Below are 24,817 nucleotides of genomic sequence, written 5' to 3'. Positions count from 1 at the left end.
CAATTCAATGTGATTAAGTTGTCGAACCGCCGTATACGGAACCGTACGTACGGTGGTGTGAGAGGTCGATAATTGAACTAATCAATTATCTCCTACTCGATTTAAAAGATCATTAAGCTTTTTTACGAATTAATAATTTAATCATGTGATATGATATGATTGAATTTAGTTTAAAAGAGGGTGATCGATTGCAAATTACAGGATTACGAGCGCTATTAGAAATAATAGTGCAATTGGCATTTGTCTGGTTAGCGTTTTTTGCTATTCAAGGAATACATTTTGAGCATTTTTTTAACCGACCACCACGCACACTACCTTTACTCATTGTTTTAATGGCTACTGGACTGGGATATTTATGTGCGACATTTTTCTTAAATATCCTAAGTGCAATTGGGAATTTAACATATTTAATTCGATAGTATTTACTGGAGGAACTTATGGAAAAAATTGTTGTTAAAGGCGGTCAGAGGTTAACTGGTCGAGTTAAAGTTGAAGGAGCAAAAAATGCAGTCTTACCAATTCAAGCAGCATCTATTTTAGCTTCTAGCGGAAACATTAAATTATCAAATGTTCCAATTTTATCGGATGTAACGACAATGAATCAGTTATTACGGTTCTTAAATATAAAAGTAGATTTTGATAAGGATAAGCACGTTTTGACAATTGATGCGGCTGATCCTGTGTCATCTGAAGCACCATTAGAATATGTTAGCCGGATGAGGGCATCGATGGTAGTCTTAGGACCCTTGCTAGCTCGGACAGGGCATGCGCAAATTGCGCTTCCTGGTGGATGTGCGATTGGATCCCGGCCAATTGACTTACATCTTAAAGGATTACGTCAATTAGGAGCGATTATTGAGCAACACGATGGATACTTAGAGGCACGGGCTGAGCACTTAATTGGTGATCACATTTATTTAGATTTCCCTAGTGTCGGTGCAACGCAAAATCTGATGATGGCAGCAACACTTGCGCAAGGAATTACAACAATTGAAAATGCTGCTAGTGAGCCTGAAATTGTTGATTTAGCAAATATGTTGAATAAAATGGGTGCACGTGTCCATGGCGCTGGAACAGACATTATCCGGATTCAAGGGGTTAATTTCCTTCATGGCTGTGAACATACAGTAATGCCAGATAGGATTGAAGCGGGGACGTTCATGATTGCGACAGCCATTACTAATGGTGATGTCGTGGTTGAAGGGGCAATTGCTGAGCATAACACCTCATTGATTGCTAAGTTGGAGGAAATGGGTGTGACAGTCATCGTTCAAGAAGATGGGATCCGTGTTCTGGGGACTTCGGTTTTAATCCCTACGAATATTAAGACCCTCCCATATCCGGGATTCCCTACTGATCTTCAGCCGCAAATGTCCGTTCTCCAGCTTTTGGCAAATGGGACCAGTACCCTAGATGAGACGATTTTTGAGAAGCGTTTTATGCATTTAGAAGAATTACGACGAATGAACGCTGATTTTCAAATTAATGGTCCCGTTGCGGTTTTAAATGGTCCCACGCGTTTTAGTGGTGCTGAAGTAGCTGCCTCTGATTTACGAGCGGGGGCTGCTTTAGTATTGGCCGGGTTAGTTGCTGATGGAATTACCCAGGTTCGTAACCTAAAATATATTGATCGGGGATATTATCATCTTCACCAAAAGTTACAACAATTAGGGGCTAAGATTGATCGAATTGATGTCGAGGATAAAATTAAATTGGCGGTAAAGCCTTCTAAGAATAAAACAAATCAAGATTAAAGATTCGTAAGCGACGTCTATCTGTATCCCTATTTTGTGGTATAATTACGAACGATATTAACGAGTTTAGCGTTAAAACTTAACTAGCTAAAAGGAGAAGAAATTAATGGCAAAGGATATTGGAATTGATTTGGGAACTGCCAATGTTTTGATTTATGTTCAAGGCAAGGGTATTGTTCTAAATGAACCGTCAGTTGTGGCGGTTGATACAAAAACCAATAAAGTATTGGCTGTTGGTTCAGAAGCATACCGAATGGTTGGACGTACTCCTAGTAACATTCGGGCTATTCGTCCATTAAAGGATGGAGTTATTTCTGATTTTGATGTTACTCAAGAAATGCTTTCCTACTTTATTGGTAAACTAAGCGTTAAAGGGTTCATGTCAAAGCCAAACATCATGATCTGTGCACCAACGAATATTACTGAGATTGAACGGAAGGCAATTATTCAAGCCGCTGAACAATCTGGTGGTGGTAAAGTTTACCTTGAATACGAGCCAAAAGTAGCAGCAATTGGTGCTGGACTAGACATTTTTAAACCTCGTGGAAACATGGTCATTGATATGGGTGGTGGTACCAGTGATATCGCCATTCTTTCATTAGGCGATATTGTCTCAAGCCAGTCAATTCGGATGGCCGGTGATAAGATGAATAGTGATATTGCTTCTTATATTAAGAATAAGCACGGCCTAGTAATTGGTGAACATACTGCTGAAAAGATCAAAATGGAACTCGGGACTGCATTACGGGTTGATGATCCTGAAACGATGGATGTTCGTGGTCGTGATGTAGCTACTGGAATGCCAAAGCAAATCACTGTTAATGAAAATGAAATTGAAGAAGCATTGCATGATACGCTTGAACAAATTGTTTCAGCAGCTGTAAATGTATTAGAAACAATTCCACCAGAGTTAGCTAGTGATATTATTGACCGGGGAATAATGTTAACCGGTGGTACTTCTTTATTAAAGGGTGTCGATCAATTATTCAGTGCTCGTCTAAAGGTACCGGTTGTTGTTTCACAAGACCCATTAGACAATGTTGCTAAGGGTGCTGGTGAAATGTTAGAACGGATGCAAAAGACTGAACGAAAGAAGTAGTTTGAAATGGTAAGGATTTTATGTGACCTTATACGCTGGTATCAACAAGGCATTTCCGCCCAACGACCATTTCGCGTATGTCGCTTTACCCCCTCATGTTCACAGTACATGTTAGAAGCTTTACAACGCTTTGGTTTAAAGGGGATATTGCTCGGAAGTTGGCGGCTCCTTCGTTGTCAGCCGTTTTCTCGTGGTGGCTATGATCCGGTACCTAATCATTTTACTTTTCGTCGTCAGGGGTAATAATAGTTATTAAGGGTGAAAAAGTGTCAAAGAAAGATAAAAAAGTAGAAGTCAGCGTTAAAGATATTGAACGTCGTAATCAACCGGTTCAACAAATTTTTATTGGAGACCGATTGATTGGTGAAGTTGTAACCGATAATGAACGTTTCAAAGCAATGCTGATAAGTGACCAGAGCGAATTTTATGTTCGTTCTCAAGAAGAGGGATTAGAAATAGTCCTTCAACAATATCATCTTCACCAGCATTAGTTTGGTGAACCATCCTCTTTGATTAATAATTTGTAAAGGAGTTTGGTAATGCAACGTTCGCAAAATGATGTAGAAAGTCGGATTGACTGGGGAATTATATTCTGTGTTCTTTTGTTAGCCTTGATTGGTCTTGCTTCAATCTATGTAGCGGCAGTTCATGATCGGCAGCAAACTAGTGTAGCACGACAGGTTATTACCCAGTTGGTTTGGTATGCGGTTGGAACAATCCTTATTATTGTCATTATGCAATTTGATGCTGAACAATTATGGAAATTAGCACCAATTGTATACTGGCTAAGTGTATTTTTAATGTTCGCAATCCTAGTCTTTTATAGTCGAGCCTATTATGCTAGTACAGGGGCTAAGAGTTGGTTTGCAATTGGACCATTTACGTTTCAGCCTTCGGAAATAATGAAGCCTGCCTATATTTTAATGATGGGGCGTGTTATTACGACTCATAATAATCGATATAGTGTGCATACTGTTGATTCAGATTGGCGATTAATTGGGACGATGTTCTTATGGCTATTACCAATTTTGATTTCGCTGAAGTTTCAAAATGACTTTGGGACTGGGTTAGTATTCTTCGCTATTTTCTGTGGAATGGTCTTAGTTTCTGGAGTTACTTGGCGAATTTTGGCGCCAGCAGCTACGATATTAGTTGTTGTTGGGGGTTCAGCCTTAGCGATGGTAACTAGTTCGGTTGGGCGACAAATACTTGAACATGTTGGGTTTCAAGCATACCAGTTTGATCGGGTTGATACCTGGCTTCATCCAGAACAGGATACAACTAACCAAGGGTATCAGTTATGGCAGAGTATTAAAGCGGTTGGTTCGGGTGGTATTACTGGAACTGGTTTTAATAACTCAAAGGTTTATGTTCCGGTTCGTGAATCAGATATGATTTTTTCCGTTATCGGTGAGAATTTTGGATTCATTGGTGGGGTTTTATTAATCCTTATCTATTTGTTACTGATCTACTTAATGATTCGAGTAACATTCGATACCAAGAACGAATTCTATGCTTATATCTCAACCGGAGTTATCATGATGATTTTATTCCACGTTTTTGAAAATATTGGAATGAACATCGGTCTATTACCATTAACAGGTATTCCGCTTCCGTTTATTAGTGCTGGGGGATCCTCATTAATTGGTAACCTGATTGGGATTGGAATGGTGATGTCGATGCGTTACCACCATCATTCGTATATGTTTAGCAGTAATCGTGAATTTAGATAGTGGGGTCATAAAATGGCAAAAGATTATTTTTGGGTAAAAGAACAAGCAGATGGTACTAAACGTGTCGGCTTAAATGATGAAGGCCGTGATGAGTTAGGAGAAGTAAGTTTCATCGATGTACCGGCAGTAGGGACAACCTTGAAACAAGCTGATAAGTTTATTGCGGTTGAAGCAGAAAAAGCAGTTACCGATGTGGATAGTCCCATTGATGGTAAGATTACCAAAATAAATGAAGCTATTATTGATGATCCGGCTGGATTAAATTCAAGCGATATGGAAAAAAACTGGATTGTTGAAGTTAAATAAAAAATTAGGAGGGAGCGAGACAGAAGTCACTTGTGACTTCGTTTTCGAGCCCCCGCAAGCAACAATAGGCCTCTAACGTTCGATTTTGCCGGACGTTAGAGGCCATTGTTGTACTGCGTATTTGCTTTTTATGAAAGTAACTTAACTTATGTCACAGTCCCTCCTATTTTAGTATTGGCGGATCTTTCCAGTTCATGTTATACTTAAGGTTCTAGGAAAACGGCTAAGATAAAAATATTTAAGGTGGTATTTATTATGACCCAAAAATTACACATCGCTTTATTATTTGGTGGTAACTCCTCTGAACATGATGTGTCAAAGCGATCAGCACATAATATCTATGATGCTCTTGATAAGGAAAAGTATGATGTAAGTCTTTTTATGTTTACAAAGGATGGAATTCTATTAGGCAATGAGGATTCCCAAAAGATCTTTGATGGCGAACCTGAAGACCAAGTGGTAGCAGAAGCATATCAAAAGATGGATATGAGTAGTCCATTAGCACCAATTATGGCCTTAAACGAACAAAAGGAAATTGATTTCTTCTTCCCTGTTATCCATGGTAATTTAGGTGAAGATGGTACAATTCAAGGTCTCTTTAAGCTTCTTAATAAGCCATACGTTGGTTCAAATATTGCAGCTAGTGCAATGTCTTTTGACAAGGATCTTACTAAGAAGATTATTAGTCAAGCTGGTATTCGCAACACCCCTTATGTAGTAGTTACGCCAGAAAACCGGGCTGACTATTCATGGGGACGGATTGAAGAAAAATTAGGCAATCTCACTTTTGTAAAGCCAGCTAAACAAGGTTCCTCCGTTGGAATTCACCGAGTTACTAACGCCGAAGAATACGAAAAAGCGTTAGACGATGCCTTTAAGTATGACTACAAGATCTTAGTGGAACAAGGAATCGCTAATCCGCAAGAAATTGAGATTTCAATCTTAGGAAATGAACACCCAATTGCCTCTAAGCTAGGAGCTGTACGTGTACCTAAGGATGATCCATTCTATGATTACGAAAATAAGTTTGTGGATGCCAGTGGCGTTGTTTTTGAACTTCCGGTTAAATTACCACAATACTTAGTTGATGAAATTACAGACATGGCTTTGAAGGCATACAAGGCATTAGGAATGAAGGGGATGGCTCGGATTGACTTTTTAGTTGATAGCAATAATGTCCCTTATCTTGGTGAACCAAATACTTTACCAGGATTTACTAACATTAGTTTGTACCCTCAAATGTGGGAAGTTTCTGGTATTTCATATTCCGACTTGATTGATCGGTTAATTCAATTAGGATTACAAGAATTTGAACGAAACAGCAAGATTAAGTACGATTTCCGTAAGCTTGGTACCGAACGTGTTGGTCAAAAGAAATATAACGAAGACTAAAGAATAATTATTTAATGGTTAGGATGTTGTGAGTACAATGTGCTAACTATTTTTGTTATTAAACGCATAATAGAAAGTAAATGTTATCATAATGGTATAAAATCTGTGGTTTAGTATTGCAGTAAGAACAATTTATAATATAATGAAGATACGCAGTTTTTGTAAGCGTTAGACTAGCCTACAGTCACGCTACTTTCAGTACTTTATAACCATCGCGGGGGTGACTGTGAAGATGGTTATAAGCATTTATTTTTTATAAAATTTATTGCATTTTAAGCATAAAAATAGTATTGATTTATTTTTGGTCTATAATAAAAGACCTAAGTAAAACCAACGTAATTTTTGTTGCTAATGGTGGTATAATACGATTGGCAATGGTACAGTTCATAGAGTACATAATTTATATTCAACAATTATGATTAAGGAAGGTAAACAATGAGACTCCGAGGAGACGTATTAAAACAAATTCGTCGCAAGCGTGGATTGTCCCAAACGGCTTTAGCTGAAGGGATTTGTACTCAAGCGACAATCAGCCTAATGGAAAAACAAAATCGCTTACCCAAAATGGATATTTTAACGGCAATATGTGAACGCTTAAATATTTCTTCTGATCGAATTGTCGAAAATGAAGTTAGTGGAATTAATGAAACATTCAACCAAATTGTTGATAATTTGATTTCCCGCAATTTTGAAGATGCTTCAGCGCTTTTGAAGAAGGTTCATGTAAAAAATCTAGAAAGTGATTTTGATAAACAACGTTACTACTATCTAGTAGGAATGGTTCAAGTTGAAAATAATCAAATTGATGAAGCTATTTTTAATTTTGAACTTGTTTTAACCCAATTTGCTACTACTAGTGCTAATATTTATTTAGCCATGACAACTGCAGGAATGGCACTTGCTTACTTAAAACGTGGTGATAAAGAACGGGCAGCACGGTTAACTAACCGATCTGTAAAACTGATTGACAATAAAAAATTGATTGGGAGCCTTCATCAATGGGCATCAATTGATTGTCAAATTGCAGAATTATATCTTCAACTTGAAGATCCTGATAATGCTATTGAAGTTGCTAATAAGGGAATTGAACTTTGTCGGGAACATGATTCATTATTCTTATTAGATGAACTATATCTTTGTATAGGTCGTAGCCACATCTTAAAGAACGACAAGGAAGAAGCTAAAAAAGCATTAAAGATTGCTGAAAGCCTTAGCATTGCTCGTAATGGATCAGTAGCAGAAGATACAATTTTATTAGAGTTAAAGAATTTAGAAATTTAATTAAAATAGGTGTAACTAAAAAACGAAGCTGAGAGATGATTGATATGTCTCAGCTTCGTTTTTTAGCATAAATTTCAATATTTATCCGTACAAATAATTAATAAAAATTTAATTGATTATTAAAGACTAATTCCAGTTTTTGTGCATTAAACGGGAATTAGTCTTTTTTAATAGTAAAAAAATAAAAATATTTTTCACATGCATAACTGCTTCTAACTACAAGATAGACATGAAGTTGTTAAATGTATAAAATGCTTTTTCACAATTGGTTATGATTAATTTTAAATAATTCACTTGATTTATCCGTACAAATATTTCATAGTAATAATTGTTCAATGAAAGCGCGTTCATGTTCATGGAAAAACTATTACTTTTTAATTTTTAAGGAGGATGAATGTAATGGCTAAAGCCGAGAAGAAAATATCAAGTGCATTTATCTACTTCTTCGGATCATTTGGGGGCATCCTATTTGGTTACGATATCGGTGTTATGACTGGTGCCTTACCTTTCTTACAAGCTGATTGGCACCTTGAAAATGCGGCTTCTCTCGTTGGTTGGATTACTTCAGCAGTTATGTTTGGGGCAATCTTCGGGGGCGCATTAGCCGGACAGCTTTCTGATAAGTTTGGTCGGCGGAAAATGATTTTAATGTCTGCAATTGTATTCATGGTATTCTCCGTTTTATCTGGTGTTTCACCAGACATGGGCGAAGCAAGTGCCTACTATCTGATTATTGTTCGGATGCTTTTAGGTTTAGCGGTTGGGGCTGCCTCAGCCTTGGTACCAGCTTATATGTCCGAAATGGCACCAGCTAAAGCGCGTGGACGTTTATCTGGACTTAACCAAACAATGATTGTTTCCGGAATGTTATTGTCATATGTTGTTGACTTCCTATTGAAAGACCTTCCTGGTGAATGGGCATGGCGTCTTATGTTAGGATTGGCAGCTGTTCCTGCTTTAATCTTATTCCTTGGTGTTCTTCGTTTGCCAGAATCTCCACGGTTCTTATTGCGTAAAGGTGATGAAGCCCAAGCGCGGAAAGTTCTTTCTTACATTCGTAAAAATCCAGCTGAGATTGACCAAGAATTAGCAAGTATTAAAGAAACTGCTAAAGAAGAGCGACAAGCAAATCAAAAGACAAGTTGGTCAACCTTATTCAGTGGCAAGTATCGTTACCTAGTTATTGCGGGGGTTGGGGTTGCAGCCTTCCAACAATTCCAAGGTGCAAACGCGATCTTCTACTACATTCCATTAATTGTTCAAAAGGCAACTGGCCAAGCTGCATCTTCAAACTTAATGTGGCCAATTGTTCAAGGGGTTATCTTAGTTGTTGGTTCCCTGGTTTATATGTGGATTGCTGATAAATTTAACCGGCGGACATTGTTAATGGTTGGTGGTGCTGTCATGGGACTTTCCTTCATTCTTCCAGCCGTTATTAATTGGATGATGCCAAATATGAATCCGATGACAATTGTTGTGTTCTTATGTATCTATGTTGCTTTCTACTCCTTCACATGGGCTCCGTTAACATGGGTGCTTGTTGGTGAAATCTTCCCACTAGCTATCCGGGGTCGTGCATCTGGTTTAGCTTCATCATTTAACTGGATTGGATCATGGTTAGTTGGTCTTATCTTCCCAATTATGACGGCAAGTATGCCACAAGAAGCTGTTTTCGCGATCTTCGGAATTATCTGTATCTTAGGAGTTATCTTTGTTAAGACTTGTGTTCCAGAAACTCGTGGTCACACTCTTGAAGAAATTGAAGAGCAAGGAACAAACCATGGTCGAGTAAAGGCCAGCAATCCTGAAAACTAGGAGGAATACTCTATGAATTTACGTGAAACAGCGACACAAATAAAAAATGGTCAGGCTTCACTAGGAATTGAGTTAGGCTCTACCCGAATTAAAGCAGTTTTGATTAATTCAGATTTTGAAACCATTTCTTCAGGGAGCTATACCTGGGAAAATCAATTGAAAGACGGAATCTGGACATACCCGCTGGATCAAGTTTGGGAAGGAATTCAAGCTGCTTATGCCAAGATTAAGGCAGATGTCCAAAGCAAGTACCATGTGAGCCTGAATGAAATTAGTTCAATCGGTGTCAGTGCCATGATGCATGGTTACCTACCATTTGATAAAAATAACCAATTACTTGTTCCATTTAGAACCTGGCGGAATAACATCACTGAAGAATCCGCAGATAAGTTAACTGATTTATTTGATTTTAATATTCCACAGCGATGGAGTATTGCTCACCTCTACCAAGCAATTTTGAACAAGGAACCGCATGTTAAAGATATTGATTTCATTACAACTTTAGCTGGTTATGTTCACTGGAAGCTTTCGGGTGAAAAAGTTTTAGGAATTGGGGATGCCTCAGGAGTATTTCCAATCGATGATCAAACATTAACTTATCGTCAAGACTTTATCGAAAAATTCAACTCATTACCAGAAGTTGAACAATACCCATGGCAACTTAAGAATATTTTGCCCGCAGTCCTGGTAGCTGGACGCGATGCAGGTCACTTAACCGCTGATGGAGCAAAATTACTTGATCCAAGTGGAACTTTGCAAGCCGGTAGTTTGATGGCACCTCCAGAAGGGGATGCAGGAACAGGAATGGTTGGAACTAACAGTGTTCGAAAACGGACAGGAAACATTTCAGTTGGAACTTCAGCCTTCTCAATGAATGTGTTGGATGCTCCATTAAAGAAACTCCACCGTGATATTGACATTGTTACTACGCCAACCGGTGATCCAGTAGCCATGGTTCATATCAATAATTGTTCCTCAGATATTAACGCCTGGGTCGGATTATTTAGAGATTTTGCTAATGCGATTGGAGCCAAGATCGATACCAATACGCTTTACGAGACCCTATTTGATTCAACGGTTCACTCCGACCCAGATGCTGGTGGATTGATTAATTATAGTTATCTTTCTGGTGAAAATATCACCAAGATTCAAGAAGGACGTCCCTTATTTGTCCGTACTCCAAGTAGTAAGATGAATCTCGCCAACTTCTTCCTTACTCAACTCTATGCAGCATTTGCGCCATTGAAGATTGGGATGGATATCTTACTAAATGAAGAACACGTTCAAACCGATGTCATGGTTGCGCAAGGAGGACTCTTTGGGACACCAGTTATTGGGCAACAAGTTTTGGCGAATGCCTTAAATATCCCAATTACAATCATGAATACTGCCAGTGAAGGTGGACCATGGGGAATGGCGGTTCTTGCTAAGTATGCTGAGACTTACGGAAAAGAATCCCTAGCAGATTACCTTGACGAAAAAGTCTTTAAGAATCCAGAAAGCATGACCCTTACACCAGAACCTGCTGGTGTAAAGGGATATGAAAGCTTTATTACTCGTTACCAAGCAGGCTTACCTGTTGAAGCATTAGCCGGTGATGACATTAAAGAACGTGAAGAGAAAGGGAGTAAATAGTACATGTTAGAAGATTTGAAGAAAGAAGTTTATGAAGCAAATATGCGGCTTCCTAAACTAGGCCTTGTTTCCTTTACATGGGGCAATGTTTCAGGAATTGACCGTGAAAAAGGATTGTTTGTTATTAAACCTTCTGGAGTTCCATATGAAGAGATGAAGCCGGAAGATATGGTTGTTGTCAACTTGGATGGTGAGGTAGTCGAGGGGGACTTGAATCCATCCAGTGATACACCTACTCATACTTACCTTTATAATCACTTCCCAAAGATTGGTGGGGTCGTTCATACTCATTCACCATGGGCAGTAGCATTTGCAGCTGCACGGATGGATGTTTCAGCGATGAATACCACTCACGCTGATACTTTCTATACCGATGTTCCAGCCGCAGATGCTTTGACGAAGGAAGAAATTGAAGAAGACTATGAGGGTAATACAGGAAAGGTAATTGTTCGTTCATTCAAGGAACGGGGCTTGGACTATGAGGCAACCCCAGCGGCATTAGTAATGCAACATGGTCCATTTACCTGGGGCCCAACACCTGACAAAGCAGTTTATAATGCTAAGGTGTTAGAAGTTGTGGCAGAAGAAGATTATCATGCAATGCAATTAACGCACCAAGACCTTCACTTACCACAATACTTATTGGACAAACACTATTACCGCAAGCATGGTGCGAATGCATATTACGGACAAAATAATGCGCATTCAAAAGATCATGCAGTTCACGCTTAATTAATTTGGTAGCTACATTTAAAAACTTTTTTAGGATAAAAGGAGTGTAATCTCATGGATATTAAGAATTACGAATTTTGGTTTGTTACTGGTAGTCAATTCCTTTACGGTGAAGAACAATTAAAGTCAGTTGCTACTGATGCTGAAGATATTGTTAATAAGTTAAACGAAAGTGGTAAATTGCCTTACAAGGTTGTCTTCAAGGGTGTTATGACAACTGCTGAAGGAATCACTAAGTTTATGAAGGAAGCTAACTACAATGACAACGTTGCCGGTGTTATGACATGGATGCATACCTTCTCACCAGCAAAGAACTGGATTCGGGGAACTAAGCTTTTACAAAAGCCACTACTTCACTTAGCAACTCAATACTTAAACAAGATTCCATATGACACCATTGACTTTGATTACATGAACTTAAACCAATCAGCTCATGGTGACCGTGAATATGCTTACATTAACGCTCGTTTACAAAAGCATAACAAGATTGTTTACGGCTTCTGGGGTGATGAAGAAGTTCAAGAAGAAATCGCTGACTGGCAAAATGTTGCGGTTGCTTACAACGAAAGCTTTAACATTAAGATTGTTCGTTTTGGTGATACAATGCGGAATGTTGCCGTTACTGAAGGTGACAAGGTTGAAGCTCAAATGTTCCTTGGCTGGACTGTTGACTACTGGCCAGTAAGTGACTTAGTAGAATATGTAAATGGTATCAGTGAAGATGAAATTGATGCTGCTTACAAGGACCTAGCAAGTCGCTACGAAATGGTCCAAGGTGACAATACTAAGGAACACTATGAACACTCAGTTCGTTACCAACTTCGTGAATACCTTGGTTTGAAGAAGTTTATGGATGAAAAAGGCTATACTGGCTTTACCACTAACTTTGAAGACTTGCATGGTCTTGAAGAATTGCCTGGCTTAGCTGCTCAATTATTGATGCGTGATGGCTACGGCTTTGGTGCTGAAGGTGATTGGAAGTCTGCCGGAATGGACCGCTTATTGAAGATTGCTGCTGATAATGTTGCTACTGCCTTTATGGAAGACTACACATTAGATCTTCGTCCAGGTCACCAAGCAATTCTTGGTTCACACATGCTTGAAGTTGACCCAACAATTGCTTCAGATAAGCCACGGGTTGAAGTTCACCCATTAGACATTGGTGGTAAAGATGACCCAGCACGGTTAGTATTTACTGGTCGTGAAGGTAAGGCTGTCGATGTTACCCTTTCATACTTCAACGATGGTTACAAGGTTATTGGCTACTCAGTTGATTGTCACAAGCCAGAAGCTGAAACGCCTCATCTTCCAGTTGCTAAGCAGTTATGGACACCAACTGTTGGCTTAAAGGAAGGTGCTGAACGCTGGATGCACGCTGGTGGTGGCCACCACACAATCTTGAGCTTCAGTTTGAAACCACAACAAATTAAAGATCTTTTCGGAATGTTAGATGTTAAAGTTGATTTTATTGAATAGTCAATTTTAATTAAAAATCCTCAAAATGGTTCTACTCGGCAAACCTCGAGACGAGTAGAACCATTTTTTATCAGGAGATGGAAAAATGAAAACTGAAAAAGAGAAAATGCTAGCAGGGGAAGTTTTTAACGTTTACGATTCCGAATTAGTTAAAGAGCGCCAATATACCCGTCAATTAGTTGAGCGCTTCAATGCTCTTGGCGAGATGAATCCGACTGCAAGCAATACTGTGATTCGTCAATTATTCGGACACGTTGGCGAAAAATGTGAGGTTCATCCGCAATTCAAGTGTGATTATGGTTATAACATTTATGTAGATGATGATTTTTTCGCTAACTATGATTGTGTCATGCTTGATGTAAGTCCAATTCGGATTGGGAAGCATTGTTTATTGGGACCGCGAGTGCAGATTTATACTGTCAATCATCCCCTTGACCCACGATTACGACGCAATGGAGCTTACGGCCAAAGTAAGGATGTCACCATTGGGGATGATGCGTGGATTGGTGGCGGGGCAATTATTTGTCCAGGTGTAACTTTGGGTAATAATGTAATTGTTGGTGCTGGAAGTGTAGTGACAAAGTCGTTTGGTGATAATGTTGTTATTGCCGGTAATCCAGCACGGATCATTAAAGAGAATCCATATGTAGAATAATTGATTATTTCCCGGGTTATTTTTAACGCAAAAAGGGAACCAAGATATGGTCATGTGACGGCCGTTATCTTGGTTCCCTTTATCATTCTTAATATTTAAGGTTATATTCGTAAACTAGTGCTGGTTCTTTACCGACGCGTGTAAAGTTATTTAAGTTATTAATAGCAGTCATTTCCTCGTCGCTTAATGTGAAGTCATAGATGTTAATATTTTGCTTGATTCGCGCTTCATGCACCGACTTCGGAATGAAGGCAACCCCGCTTTGCAAATGCCAGCGAAGGACAACTTGAGCAGCAGACTTATGATGGTTAGCAGCGATCTTATTGAGGGTTGGATTGTCGAGGATGGTTCCACGCCCAAGCGGACTCCACGCCTGGGTAATAATATCATGTTCCTTATCGTATTGGAGCAAGGGTTGTTGGTTTAGGCGAGGATGACGTTCGATTTGATTGACGACGGGCATCTCATGCGCTTGAGTAGCAAGATACTGAAGGTGAATCATTTGATAGTTACTAACACCGATTGAACGAGTCAGACCTTCCTTCTTTAATTCTTCAAGGGCTGCCCAAGTATCAAAGAAAGCTCGCTCAATTGGCCAATGAATAAGTAAAAGGTTAACATAATCGAGCTTCAACTTTTGAAGGGAGTCCTTAACAGAGTCAATCGTTTGCTTAAACCCTTGATTAGGCTCAGATACTTTTGTGGTAATAAAAAGGTCCTCACGGGGTAAATCAAGCTCCTGTAAAGCATTTCCAACCTCTGCTTCGTTTTTATATAATTGCGCGGTATCAAAAAGACGATAGCCGGCATCATAGGCATACTTTATCGCGGAGGTAATCGTACTTTGATCAGTAATTTTATATAAGCCAAATCCTTCTTGAGGCATTGATTGACCATCAGCAAGCAATAATTGTTTTACATCATTATTCATTGGAATTCTCCTTTGTAATAAGCGGAGCAGTAGATTGTCCCTTAATTATCGTTGGGGTATAAACTTTTGAAGTGACTTCTTCGCCTGCAATCATTTTTAAGATCATTTCCCCAGCATCTTCACCTAGTTGACGTTTGGGGTGATTAGCTGTAGTAAGGCTAGGGGAGATAATTTGTGCCATTTCATAGTTATCAAAACCTATTACTGAAATATCAGTTGGCACTTGTTTTCCCTGTTTCTGAAGATGACTAATAACTCTTGTGGCAAGGCGGTCATTATAGCAGGCAATCGCAGTAATATCATTATTACTATTAAGCATCATGTCGACTTTTTTGATAATATCTTCATAGTCTTCGCTTGATTGGTACATAATAACATTTGATTTAGTGGTGGGGATATTGTTATCTTGATAGGCTTTGATCATTCCACCCATGCGGTCAACGCCTTGCTGATCATCTATTTGGAATACTCCTAAAATATTAGTATGTCCGAGGCTAAAGAGGTATTTTACCAAATTCTCCTCTGCTTCCCGGTCTTTTGTCAGTAAAGAAGGAAAATCAAAGCCAGGATAAGTAGAGTGAAATAGGATTGTTGGAATTTTATATTTCTGGACTTGCCGATAAAGGTCTAAGTTAGGATTAGGCATGGCGCTTTCAGTCGGCTCAATAATTAACCCAGCGATTTGAAGATCCAACATATTTAAGATTGTTTGGCGTTCGCGTTTATGGTCATTAAGCGTATTTCCCACAATCATTGAGTAACCTTGTTCTGTTACCACGCTATCAATTCCAGAAATGATTGGAGGGAAGATATAGTCAGCCATATGAGTGCTGATTACCCCAATGATTTTATTCTTTTCACTTTTTGTCCAATCGCGTTGCCAGTCTTGAACAAACATCCCACCACCCTGAATACGGTAAATATAGTGCTCGTTTTCAAGGTAACCAACAGCGCGACGAATTGTATAACGTGATACATTAAAACGTTTCATTAAGGCACTTTCAGTTGGCAGTTTTTCATTGATTTTATATTTTCCATCAATAATTTCGTTTCGTAAAGTTTGCTTTACTGTTTCATATTTCACTTCCAATGCTTTGCGCTCCTATCTTAATAAAATTAGTTTTGAATATATAAAAAATGCTCCATATAATTAGCAACCCGCTAACGCTTATGAAGCATTTGATTGATTTTATCTTGATATTTAGAACCGACGCTTCTTTGGATTTTCGATTGGTTTGTTATCCAAATCGGTCCGTACTACTAGAACATCGCAAATGGCTGTTCGAGTAACAAATTCGGTAACAGAACCGATCAAAATTCGTTCAACAGCGTTTAGCCCAGTAGCACCAATCATGATGAGGTCAGCACCCATTTCCTTTGGCATGTCCCGAGCAATAATTGTCTTTGGAGCACCATATTCAATGGAGTAACTAGCATTTTCAACACCGTGCTCTTTAGCATAGTCGATGTACTTGTCTAAAGTCTTCTTTGCAGTTTCTGTAACTTGTTCAACCATTGAAGTATCGAAACTAGAAATGTTTTGGAATGCACGTGTGTCAACAACGTGAAGTAAACGTAATTCGGTGTCTGCACCATTACGTTTTGCTACAGCAACAGCTTTCTTAAAAGCCAATTCAGCTTCTTTAGAACCGTCAACAGGAACTAAAATGTGTTTGTATTCTTGTGCCATAATTGTAGTGCCCTCCTGAAATCTTTATATTGTATACTTATTATACACTTTTTCACTATTGAGCGTAAAGCGCCTACGAAACATTACTTGCGATGATTTACGCGAAAATCAGCAGTAATTGCAAAAGCCATTAATGTTTCGCTGACACAGCCGATGATTACCATAATAACTAGGAAGCCGGTATTGTTTGTCCATCCAGAAATGATGCTTAGAATACCGACAATAGTCATTACAATTCCCCAATTTTTTAATTGTGGAGCTAAGTATTTGCTTTTAGTAGGGTCAAAAACAAGAAATGGCTTATGGATGTGGGTTAAGAGAAAGATCCCTTCAAAAAGAGCAATCAAACCAAAAAGGGTCATTAGAAGCGGTAACAACATAAAAATCTATCCTATCTATAATGAAATTAAAATGAGGGTGAGAAAAAGCAAAAATCTTTCTCACCCTCACTAAATATGTACGAAAACTCCGTTGGTGCCGTTAATTGTCATTCAGTGTTGACCTGTGTTTAAGACAGGTGGGACACGGCTGCCTAATATTCAACTACCAAGTGTAAAGGCATGTTGTCCAAAAGGCAATGCACTAGTCCCAAAGTAATAAGACTGTAAGGCAAACCTGCGTTTAGACAACGCGTACACTACAGAATTTTCACTTTTATAATAGCATTTTTAAGTGGTTGGTGCAATTATTTGCTCGGATGATGTTTACCCCGTAAAATATGCTGCTGAGCCTTCCGTAATTGCCAATATTGTCGGCCCAAACTGGCTTCAAAACGACCATTGTTTTTGGGTTGGTAGTATTGGGCATTTTTTATTCGGTCAGGCAAGTATTGTTGAGCTACCCAATCTTGGGGATGGTCATGAGGGTAATCATAGTCTATCCCGTGACCTAACTTAGCAGCTCCCTTATAATGGGCATCTTTAAGGTGAGCGGGAACGTCACCAAAGCCACCTTGGCGAACTTGAGCAAGAGCTTCGTCAATTGCATTAATTCCCGAATTGGATTTTGGTGACAGGCATAATTCAATAACAGCATCTGCTAAGGGAATTCGTGCCTCTGGAAAGCCAACTCGTTCTGCAGTTTGAACTGCCGTAACAGCTCGTTGCACAGCAGGCATATTTGCAAGCCCAATATCTTCGTAGGCTGTGACCATTAAACGTCGTGCAATGATAGGAAGATCACCAGCTTCAATTAAACGAGCAAGATAGTGGAGGGCCGCATCAGTATCTGACCCGCGAATAGACTTTTGAAAGGCTGAGATAACATCATAATGAGCATCACCATCTTTGTCAGCAGATAATGCCTTTTTCTGGACGCTTTCCTCAATAATCGGTAGTGTAAGATGGATTTTCCCGTCTTCACTTGGATCAGTTGATTTGGCAGCAAGTTCTAACCCATTTAAGGCACTTCGAAGATCACCATTGGTCGCTGCTACTAGTTGGTCCTCGGCGTTTTCTTCAAGGACTAATGGTAAATTGCCCAGGCCGCGTTCTTTATCAACTAATGCATGCTGAATAGCGGTCTTCATTTCATCAGTTGAAAGCGGGTGAACTGGGAAAATTTGCGTCCGACTGCGGATTGCGGGATTAATACTAATATATGGATTTTCTGTTGTTGCCCCAATGAGGATGATTCGTCCGTTTTCGAGGTGGGGAAGAAGAAAATCTTGTTTTACTTTATCTAACCGATGGATTTCGTCGAGTAGTAAAATCACCGTTCCGCTCATCTTAGCTTCTTCTGCGACGATTTGTAAATCTTTTTTTGTATCGGTTGCCGCGTTTAGTTTTCGAAAAGCATATTTAGTTGAACCAGCAATCGCACTGGCAATGCTGGTCTTACCAGTTCCAGGAGGACCGTACAGAATCATTGAAGAAAGCATTTTTGCCTTAACCATGCGTGAGATGATCTTACCTGGTCCGACAAGGTGTTGTTGGCCGACCACTTCATCTAATGTTCGTGGCCGCATTCGATAAGCAAGTGGTTGTTGCATATATTAGCCACGATCCTTTCTATGGAAGAGGTGGTGGAAAAAGCTTTGGTGTTGGTCATTGTTTTTTTCAGCCGTACTATTATTTGAATTTACCAGATTAGGATATCGTTTTTTGACGTCGACTGGTGATTGGTAAACAGCTGTTTTTGCCGCCACGACAACTGCTAATGAATCTGGGTCAGTTTTATATTCCGGATCAGTTTTTAATGTAAACTGGGCATTATCTTTAGCGGCAGTTTGAATATATGGATGAATTTCGTCGTGAGGGAGATTACCGTTGATAAAAACAAGGTTGCCAATTCCACGATCTAACTCGGCAGTTAATGCCGGTGTCCAATCTTGTTCCTGTAGTTCTTGAACACTAATTGTTAGACAGACGCGTTCACGGAATGTTCCGAGGTATTTTCGCTGTTCATCAGGCTTGATTTTTGGTGTACCGTAAACAGCATTGTCGATTCGCTGTTGAGCAGCACTTTTTTCTTGTTCAGACATATTGAACGCCTCCTTATCATGCAATTGTAACACGAAATATGGAAAACTATATTTCTTGATAATATTATAATTTTTGTTATATCATGACTATGAAGAAACATAAAATAGGCTAACATATAAGGGAAGTGATTATTATGTTTAGTGCAGTATTTTGGGTTTTAGCATTTTGGTTTATTGTCAATCTAGTCTGGACAATTGCGCGCCTTAATAATCGGATGATGTCAAGAACGTTTGCCTGGATAAATGTAGTGGCAGTAGTAATTGGTTTTTGGACATTTTATGCTGCCAGCAATGGCGGGGGCGGAATTGCTCCTTGGTTTCGGTTGATGAATTGGACTAATATTGTTCTTGCCATTTTTCAATTTTATAATGGATACCGCCCACATCAATATGGTAAAAAATCATAGGTCTAATTAAAAAATCTTATAAAAAGGCGAGGTTGGAAAAATTCTTCCGGCCTCGCCTTTGGTGTTTTATTTTACAATTTCACAGAATTCGATTGTTTCACTGTTAGGACCTTCAATGTTGAAGAACTTAATTCCCTTATCCCAGAAGTCAAGGTGTTGAACTTCATCGTCCTTTAGTTTGAAACCTTCAGCCTTAGCAGCCTTGAAAGCCGCGTCAGCATCGCTAGTATTAAGGGAAATGTGGTTAATAGCACCCGTTTCGTGAACGGCACCGTCACCAGTCCAGATTTCTAAAGTGAGGTGGCCATATTGCATGAAAACAACTTCATTTCCTTGGTCATCAGTATCAAATTCACCAAGCTTTTTGAAACCAAGCTTTTCCCAAAAAGCAATTGTTTTTGCCATATCATCAGTAGGAATCCCAATGTGTTGTACATCATCAAAGTAACCTGCTAAACTCTTGTTAAATGCCATAATAAAATCACTCCTGTATAAATTTTAATTACCAATATCAAGTGCCTGGTGCTTTAATTTAGGGAAGATATAACGGTCTGCCCAACCAGTAATTGCACCTTGGAAGGCAAGGGCAAATAATGTTCCTAATCCAAAGTTGTAAATACCGCCTTGCATGAATGCAGCGATAATTGCCATAATTGTTGGTGGAATGTATGATAACCACATCGCAATTGTTGCGTTACCATGGCAATAACGGAAACGAATAATTTGGAAAAGGTCATCAGCGGGGTGTAACACGAGGTTGACACGCTGATAAATTGAAATGGCGGTTCCGATGAAAGCAACCCCTAAGAAGTTAATGAAAACATATAGGATAATCATCGGTAAAGTAGTGGCATCCGGCATAATTCGGTTAAAGATGTCAGAGAACCACTGGATAAAAATAGAAAATGGCAACATGAAAATAAAATTACCACCAATTCGTCGCCAGTCCCACTTATGCATCAAAATTGCGTTGAGGACAGAAGTTAACATCCCTAAGACCATGAAAGCCCAGAAAAGGGTCATTGAATTATTCCCTAAAACGGCAATCCCTAGGTTGTTTTCTGCGGCTGTCCAATAAGCGGAGCCAAGAAATTGTGGGTGGACGTGTGAACTTGTAACAAGTGTTAGGACGTTCCCCATTGAGTTAATAACAATTGACAGTGCAAAGTATGCCCAACTAGCAGTTAATGAAATTGTTCGCTCGGCAACTTGACCTTGTACTGGAACTTTTTCTTGTTCCATTTATATTCTCCCTTCCAACTTGACCAATCATTTGGTGAAGTTATTCACTTTCTCTCTACGATGAATTAATTTACAACCATCAAAAAAGCTTGTCAAGCGCTTCACAAGCTGAAATGACGGGATTTATCCTATACCAAAATTATTGAAACGATTTACTGAAAGCGCAATCATCAAGCGGATGTAGGAAACATAAATCTAATTAGACCAATTAGCTGAAAAAGCTTACAAAAAAATTTTGAAAGGATGAGATATGTGAAAATAATCATTTCTCCAGCACGAACAATGCAAGTTGATACCGACTCCTTACTTTACAAAGATTTGCCGGAATTTCTTCAGCAGACAAAAGGTATCTTAGGGTGGATGAGGAGTTTATCTTATGATGAGTTACACAAAGTATGGGGGAATTGCAGCTCGCGTTTAGCAATGAAAAATTATCAATGGCTCCAACAAATGGATCTTCAACGAAATTTGACGCCAGCAATTATTGCCTTTACTGGTCTGCAATATCAATATATGGCGCCAAGTGTTTTTTCGGATGATGGGCTGAAATATGTTCAAGACAATTTACGGATATTATCAGGATTTTATGGTATTTTACGGCCGTTTGATGGAATAATACCTTATCGCTTAGGGATGGGTGACATGGCGCCAGTGAATGGATATAAGAATCTTTATGACTTTTGGGGAGAACAACTTTATCGTGAACTCTATAAGAATAATGATTTAGTAATTAGCTTAGCCTCGGTCGAATACGAAAAGGCAATTACTCCTTATCTACAAACGCACGATCGATTTATCAAATGTATTTTTGGCGAAGAAATAGATGGGAAGATAAAACAAAAAGCAACATTAGCTAAAATGGCTCGTGGGAACATGGTGCGATATTTAGCAGAAAACCAAATTCAAACAATTGAAGGCGTCAAGCGGTTTAATATCGGCGGTTATCATTTTCGTGAAGATCTGTCTACTGATGAAAAATTAGTTTTCGAACTGGTAAAGTAATCATATTATTTGCCAATCTTTTTGAATTGGCTTATAAAAGAATTGTATACAAAACTATCAACAGTACACTGATTCTATTAAATTTTTAATGATAGAAGGGAGTCAAATTATGGTAGGCGATTCTTTAAATAAGACAGGTGCCAATTTATTAATCAAGGCCTTGCAAAAGAATAATATTAACCGGATGTATGGAATAGTTGGAATCCCAGTAACCGATTTAGCGCGGCTCGCTGAATTACGCGGAATGAAATATTATGGTTTTCGCCGTGAAGATTCAGCAGTTAATGCCGCCGCAGCAACTGGTTACTTAACGCAAAAACCTGGCGTTGCATTAACTGTTTCAGCACCCGGTTTTTTGAATGGATTAACAGCTTTGGCTCAAGCTACTAAGAATTGTTTTCCATTGATTATGATTTCAGGTTCGTCTGAACGCCATATTATTGACTTATCACAGGGCGATTATGAAGGTCTTGACCAATATAATGCGGCAAAACCCTTCTGCAAAAAAGCTTATCGGGTTGATCGAGCGGAAGATATGGGATTAGCTGTTGCAAGAGCCATTAGGACAGCAGTTTCAGGCCGCCCTGGTGGTGTTTATCTTGATATTCCAGCTGACACAATTGTTCAAGAAGATGCTGCTGCTGCTAATCAATCTAATTTGGGTGTTTATAAGTTAATTGATCCTGCCCCTAAACAGGTACCTAATGATGAAGCAATATCACGGGCGGTTGATTTAATCAAGAACGCAAAAAAGCCCCTTATTATTTTAGGAAAAGGGGCTGCCTATGATCGGACCGAAAACCAAGTGCAACAATTAGTAGCCGAAACGAATATTCCATTTTTGCCAATGTCGATGGCAAAAGGGCTAATTCCAGATGATAGTCCTCATTCTGCTGCAGCGGCTCGTTCTCTTTCACTACGAATTGCTGACGTAGTAATTGTAATTGGTGCCCGTTTAAACTGGATGCTTTCATATGGGGATGCACCACAATTTAACCCGCAAGCAAAATTTGTTCAGCTAGACATCGATGCCACACAGTTTGATTCCTCACAGCCAATTAGTGCCCCGCTCCAAGGAGACCTTAAGTCGATTTTAGATAAATTGGTTCCAGCGCTATTGGCAACTGGATATCAAGCGCCCGAAGAATGGTTAGAGCAAATTGCGCAAGATACTGAGAAAAATGACAAAAAATTCGCGCAACGAATTGCTAATGGTAAAGTAGCACAAAAATTTGGCTATTATGGAGAAATTGCGCCTATTGCTGAATACTTCCAACAACATCCAGATACCTATCTAGTCAGTGAGGGGGCTAATACGCTTGACATTGGACGAGATATGATTGGAATGCAACTCCCCCGTCATCGACTCGACACGGGAACTTGGGGCGTCATGGGTGTTGGCCTTGGTTATGCAATTGCGGCGGCAGTTGAAACAGGGAAACATGTTGTTGCGCTTGATGGTGATAGTGCATTTGGTTTTGATGGGATGGAGATTGAAACGATTTGTCGATATAAGTTGCCAATTACGGTTGTTATTATCAATAATGGCGGAATTTATAACGGAATCGGCCAAGTTGTTCCCAATCAACTTGGGCCAACTACTCTTGATCCAACTGCCAGGTATGATTTAATGGCTAAGGCCTTTGGTGGTGATAATTATTTTGTAAGTAATTACGATGAGATGAAAAATGTTTTTGCAAGAGCTGTTGACTCGGGACGACCAAATATTATTAATGTTCAAATTGCACCATCGATGGGAAAAGAATCTGGCCATATTGGGAATCTAAATCCAAAGCTTAATTTACAACCACTTGAAGAAAATGAGAGGAGCCATCATAATGACTGAACAAAGTGAAAATGCACCATTAAAAGGGATTAAAGTTGTTGACTGGACGCAGGTTCAATCGGGGCCTTCTTGTACTCAGCTTTTAGCATGGCTAGGAGCGGAAGTGATTAAAATTGAACGAACTAATACCGGAGACCCAACTCGTAATGAACTGCTTGATATTAAAGATTCATGGAGCCTTTATTATTTACAATTAAACGCAAACAAAAAATCATTAACTCTTGATATTAAAACTCCAGAAGGTCAAAAAATAATGTATGACTTACTCAAGAAGGCTGATGTTTTTGTGGAGAATATCAGGCCTGGTGCGGCGACTAGGGCAGGTTTTGGCTGGGAAAAAGTACACGAATTAAATCCGCGCTTAATCATGGCCTCGTTAAAAGGGTTTAATAAGGGATCACGTTTTGCCAATGTAAAAGCCTTTGAACCGGTTGCGCAATCTGCTGGCGGTGCGGCTTCGGCAACGGGATGGAATGAAGGAGATGCAAATATTCCAACACAGTCTGCGGCCGCATTAGGAGATTCTAATTCTGGAATGCATTTAACGATTGCAATTTTAGCTGCTTTGCTACAACGAGAGCACACTGGTAAAGGGAGCTATGTTTATCAATCAATGCAGGATGCAGTTATTAACCTTTGTCGCATTAAATTGCGGGATCAATTGATGTTAGACAATCTTGGAGCATTGCCATTCTATGCAGTCTATCCTAACTATAAATGGGGGAAAGCAATTCCTAGATCTGAAAATAGTGAAGGTGGACAAGTGATTGGCTGGACTTATAAGGCAAAAGGTTGGGAAACGGATCCTAATGCCTATGTTTATATTGTTATCCAAAATAAAAACAAAAGCTGGGAGACAATTGCTAATACGATGGGCCATCCTGAATGGGCTACTGATGAACGCTTTAAGGATTGGGAACATCGCCAGCTCCATAAGCAAGAAATTTACCCCTTGATTGAATCGTATACCAAGAATTACGATAAGTATGAGTTAACTAAAAAACTTGGAGAGGCTGGTATACCAGTCGGCCCAGTTTTAGATTGGCACGAGCTTGAAAATGACCCAGACTTAAATAAAGACGGTACCCTGGTTAAGATTAATCAGGGAGGAAATCGCGGCGAATTTAAGACGGTGGGGATGCCGTTTACGATGTCAAACTATAAACCAACCTATAAGCGGGCCCCAGATCTTGGTGAAAATAATAAAGAGATTCTATCTTCGCTTGGTTATGATCCGGAACAAATTGAAGAATTAGTAGCTAAGGGTGTAATTTCAAAAGTAGAAAAGCCTCATAATCCACGGACAAAAGTTATTAAGGATTAACTGCGGTTTATGCTG

General features: G+C 39.3%; 26 protein-coding genes and 1 other RNA gene. 18 read left to right on the top strand and 9 right to left on the bottom strand.

Translation table 11 applies throughout. From position 1 onward, the window contains the following. The first annotated feature begins 155 nt into the window (after window positions 1–155). The 14 genes from LMB56_RS00740 to LMB56_RS00675 all read left to right on the top strand — a co-directional run bounded on the left by LMB56_RS00740 (window position 156) and on the right by LMB56_RS00675 (window position 13,878). Entirely contained in the window at window positions 156–419 is a 264-nt protein-coding gene (locus LMB56_RS00740) for a DUF1146 domain-containing protein (protein WP_019251357.1), read from the top strand. Between the two features lie 18 nt (window positions 420–437). Then, window positions 438–1,754, top strand: a complete 1,317-nt coding sequence (gene murA / locus LMB56_RS00735) for a UDP-N-acetylglucosamine 1-carboxyvinyltransferase (RefSeq protein WP_003666576.1) — start codon at window positions 438–440, stop codon at window positions 1,752–1,754. A gap of 106 nt (window positions 1,755–1,860) precedes the next feature. Continuing rightward, entirely contained in the window at window positions 1,861–2,853 is a 993-nt protein-coding gene (mreB, locus tag LMB56_RS00730) for a rod shape-determining protein (protein ID WP_003666578.1), read from the top strand. Between the two features lie 6 nt (window positions 2,854–2,859). Further along, complete coding sequence (gene yidD, locus LMB56_RS00725) at window positions 2,860–3,096, top strand: membrane protein insertion efficiency factor YidD (RefSeq protein WP_011953410.1); 237 nt, start codon at window positions 2,860–2,862, stop codon at window positions 3,094–3,096. Window positions 3,097–3,119: 23 nt separating this feature from the next. After that, window positions 3,120–3,344, top strand: coding sequence for a DUF2969 domain-containing protein (locus LMB56_RS00720; protein ID WP_003666580.1), 225 nt, complete (start codon window positions 3,120–3,122; stop codon window positions 3,342–3,344). A 48-nt stretch (window positions 3,345–3,392) separates the two neighbouring features. Then, window positions 3,393–4,586, top strand: a complete 1,194-nt coding sequence (locus LMB56_RS00715) for an FtsW/RodA/SpoVE family cell cycle protein (protein ID WP_003666583.1) — start codon at window positions 3,393–3,395, stop codon at window positions 4,584–4,586. Between the two features lie 12 nt (window positions 4,587–4,598). Next, the gene (locus LMB56_RS00710; protein ID WP_003672558.1) at window positions 4,599–4,892 is read left to right on the top strand and encodes a glycine cleavage system H family protein; all 294 of its coding nucleotides are present in this window, start codon (window positions 4,599–4,601) and stop codon (window positions 4,890–4,892) included. A 255-nt stretch (window positions 4,893–5,147) separates the two neighbouring features. Continuing rightward, window positions 5,148–6,284 carry a D-alanine--D-alanine ligase family protein gene (locus LMB56_RS00705; protein ID WP_019254219.1) on the top strand — a complete coding sequence of 379 codons (1,137 nt, stop codon included), beginning with the start codon at window positions 5,148–5,150 and terminating at the stop codon, window positions 6,282–6,284. Between the two features lie 435 nt (window positions 6,285–6,719). Further along, a complete protein-coding gene (locus tag LMB56_RS00700) occupies window positions 6,720–7,565 on the top strand; it encodes a helix-turn-helix domain-containing protein (RefSeq protein WP_229283823.1) in 846 nt (281 codons plus the stop codon). A 390-nt stretch (window positions 7,566–7,955) separates the two neighbouring features. Beyond that, window positions 7,956–9,380, top strand: coding sequence for a sugar porter family MFS transporter (locus tag LMB56_RS00695; protein WP_065532721.1), 1,425 nt, complete (start codon window positions 7,956–7,958; stop codon window positions 9,378–9,380). 12 nt (window positions 9,381–9,392) lie between these two features. Next, window positions 9,393–11,015 carry a xylulokinase gene (locus LMB56_RS00690; RefSeq protein ID WP_229283822.1) on the top strand — a complete coding sequence of 541 codons (1,623 nt, stop codon included), beginning with the start codon at window positions 9,393–9,395 and terminating at the stop codon, window positions 11,013–11,015. A gap of 3 nt (window positions 11,016–11,018) precedes the next feature. Further along, window positions 11,019–11,747 carry an L-ribulose-5-phosphate 4-epimerase gene (locus tag LMB56_RS00685; RefSeq protein WP_229283821.1) on the top strand — a complete coding sequence of 243 codons (729 nt, stop codon included), beginning with the start codon at window positions 11,019–11,021 and terminating at the stop codon, window positions 11,745–11,747. Between the two features lie 54 nt (window positions 11,748–11,801). Continuing rightward, window positions 11,802–13,223, top strand: coding sequence for an L-arabinose isomerase (araA, locus tag LMB56_RS00680; RefSeq protein ID WP_229283820.1), 1,422 nt, complete (start codon window positions 11,802–11,804; stop codon window positions 13,221–13,223). Window positions 13,224–13,308: 85 nt separating this feature from the next. Next, window positions 13,309–13,878 carry a sugar O-acetyltransferase gene (locus LMB56_RS00675; RefSeq protein ID WP_229283819.1) on the top strand — a complete coding sequence of 190 codons (570 nt, stop codon included), beginning with the start codon at window positions 13,309–13,311 and terminating at the stop codon, window positions 13,876–13,878. Window positions 13,879–13,966: 88 nt separating this feature from the next. On the opposite strand, the gene LMB56_RS00670 is transcribed toward LMB56_RS00675, so the two are convergent. The 7 genes from LMB56_RS00670 to LMB56_RS00645 form a co-directional block, all read right to left on the bottom strand. Beyond that, complete coding sequence (locus tag LMB56_RS00670; RefSeq protein WP_229283818.1) at window positions 13,967–14,809, bottom strand: aldo/keto reductase; 843 nt, start codon at window positions 14,807–14,809, stop codon at window positions 13,967–13,969. Then, window positions 14,802–15,899, bottom strand: a complete 1,098-nt coding sequence (locus LMB56_RS00665; RefSeq protein ID WP_229283817.1) for a GntR family transcriptional regulator — start codon at window positions 15,897–15,899, stop codon at window positions 14,802–14,804. Before LMB56_RS00665 ends, LMB56_RS00670 begins: the two co-directional genes overlap by 8 nt. 111 nt (window positions 15,900–16,010) lie before the next feature. Then, a complete protein-coding gene (locus LMB56_RS00660; protein ID WP_003666602.1) occupies window positions 16,011–16,499 on the bottom strand; it encodes a universal stress protein in 489 nt (162 codons plus the stop codon). Between the two features lie 83 nt (window positions 16,500–16,582). After that, window positions 16,583–16,879, bottom strand: coding sequence for a hypothetical protein (locus tag LMB56_RS00655; protein ID WP_019254211.1), 297 nt, complete (start codon window positions 16,877–16,879; stop codon window positions 16,583–16,585). An 81-nt stretch (window positions 16,880–16,960) separates the two neighbouring features. Further along, window positions 16,961–17,148: non-coding RNA, 6S RNA (gene ssrS / locus LMB56_RS10585), on the bottom strand. A 36-nt stretch (window positions 17,149–17,184) separates the two neighbouring features. Beyond that, the gene (locus tag LMB56_RS00650) at window positions 17,185–18,489 is read right to left on the bottom strand and encodes a replication-associated recombination protein A (protein ID WP_229283816.1); all 1,305 of its coding nucleotides are present in this window, start codon (window positions 18,487–18,489) and stop codon (window positions 17,185–17,187) included. Window positions 18,490–18,492: 3 nt separating this feature from the next. Then, the gene (locus LMB56_RS00645) at window positions 18,493–18,981 is read right to left on the bottom strand and encodes a YueI family protein (RefSeq protein WP_229283815.1); all 489 of its coding nucleotides are present in this window, start codon (window positions 18,979–18,981) and stop codon (window positions 18,493–18,495) included. A 134-nt stretch (window positions 18,982–19,115) separates the two neighbouring features. On the opposite strand from LMB56_RS00645, the gene LMB56_RS00640 reads away from it, so the two are divergent. Next, entirely contained in the window at window positions 19,116–19,388 is a 273-nt protein-coding gene (locus LMB56_RS00640; RefSeq protein WP_003666609.1) for a hypothetical protein, read from the top strand. A 66-nt stretch (window positions 19,389–19,454) separates the two neighbouring features. Here LMB56_RS00640 and LMB56_RS00635 read toward each other — a convergent pair whose 3' ends face one another. Further along, window positions 19,455–19,862, bottom strand: coding sequence for a VOC family protein (locus tag LMB56_RS00635; protein ID WP_020842932.1), 408 nt, complete (start codon window positions 19,860–19,862; stop codon window positions 19,455–19,457). 24 nt (window positions 19,863–19,886) lie between these two features. Next, entirely contained in the window at window positions 19,887–20,630 is a 744-nt protein-coding gene (locus LMB56_RS00630) for a hypothetical protein (RefSeq protein ID WP_003666612.1), read from the bottom strand. 252 nt (window positions 20,631–20,882) lie between these two features. On the opposite strand from LMB56_RS00630, the gene yaaA reads away from it, so the two are divergent. The 3 genes from yaaA (at window position 20,883) to frc (ending at window position 24,802) form a co-directional block, all read left to right on the top strand. After that, a complete protein-coding gene (gene yaaA / locus LMB56_RS00625; protein ID WP_229283814.1) occupies window positions 20,883–21,632 on the top strand; it encodes a peroxide stress protein YaaA in 750 nt (249 codons plus the stop codon). Between the two features lie 109 nt (window positions 21,633–21,741). After that, a complete protein-coding gene (gene oxc, locus LMB56_RS00620) occupies window positions 21,742–23,478 on the top strand; it encodes an oxalyl-CoA decarboxylase (RefSeq protein ID WP_229283813.1) in 1,737 nt (578 codons plus the stop codon). Beyond that, entirely contained in the window at window positions 23,471–24,802 is a 1,332-nt protein-coding gene (frc, locus tag LMB56_RS00615; protein ID WP_172396849.1) for a formyl-CoA transferase, read from the top strand. Before oxc ends, frc begins: the two co-directional genes overlap by 8 nt. Window positions 24,803–24,817: the final 15 nt, after the last annotated feature.

This window comes from Limosilactobacillus reuteri, assembly GCF_020785355.1.
In the GTDB taxonomy this organism is placed as follows: domain Bacteria; phylum Bacillota; class Bacilli; order Lactobacillales; family Lactobacillaceae; genus Limosilactobacillus; species Limosilactobacillus reuteri_I.
Note: the sequence above shows the minus strand (reverse complement) of the source record. Positions and strands in the feature narration are given on the sequence as shown.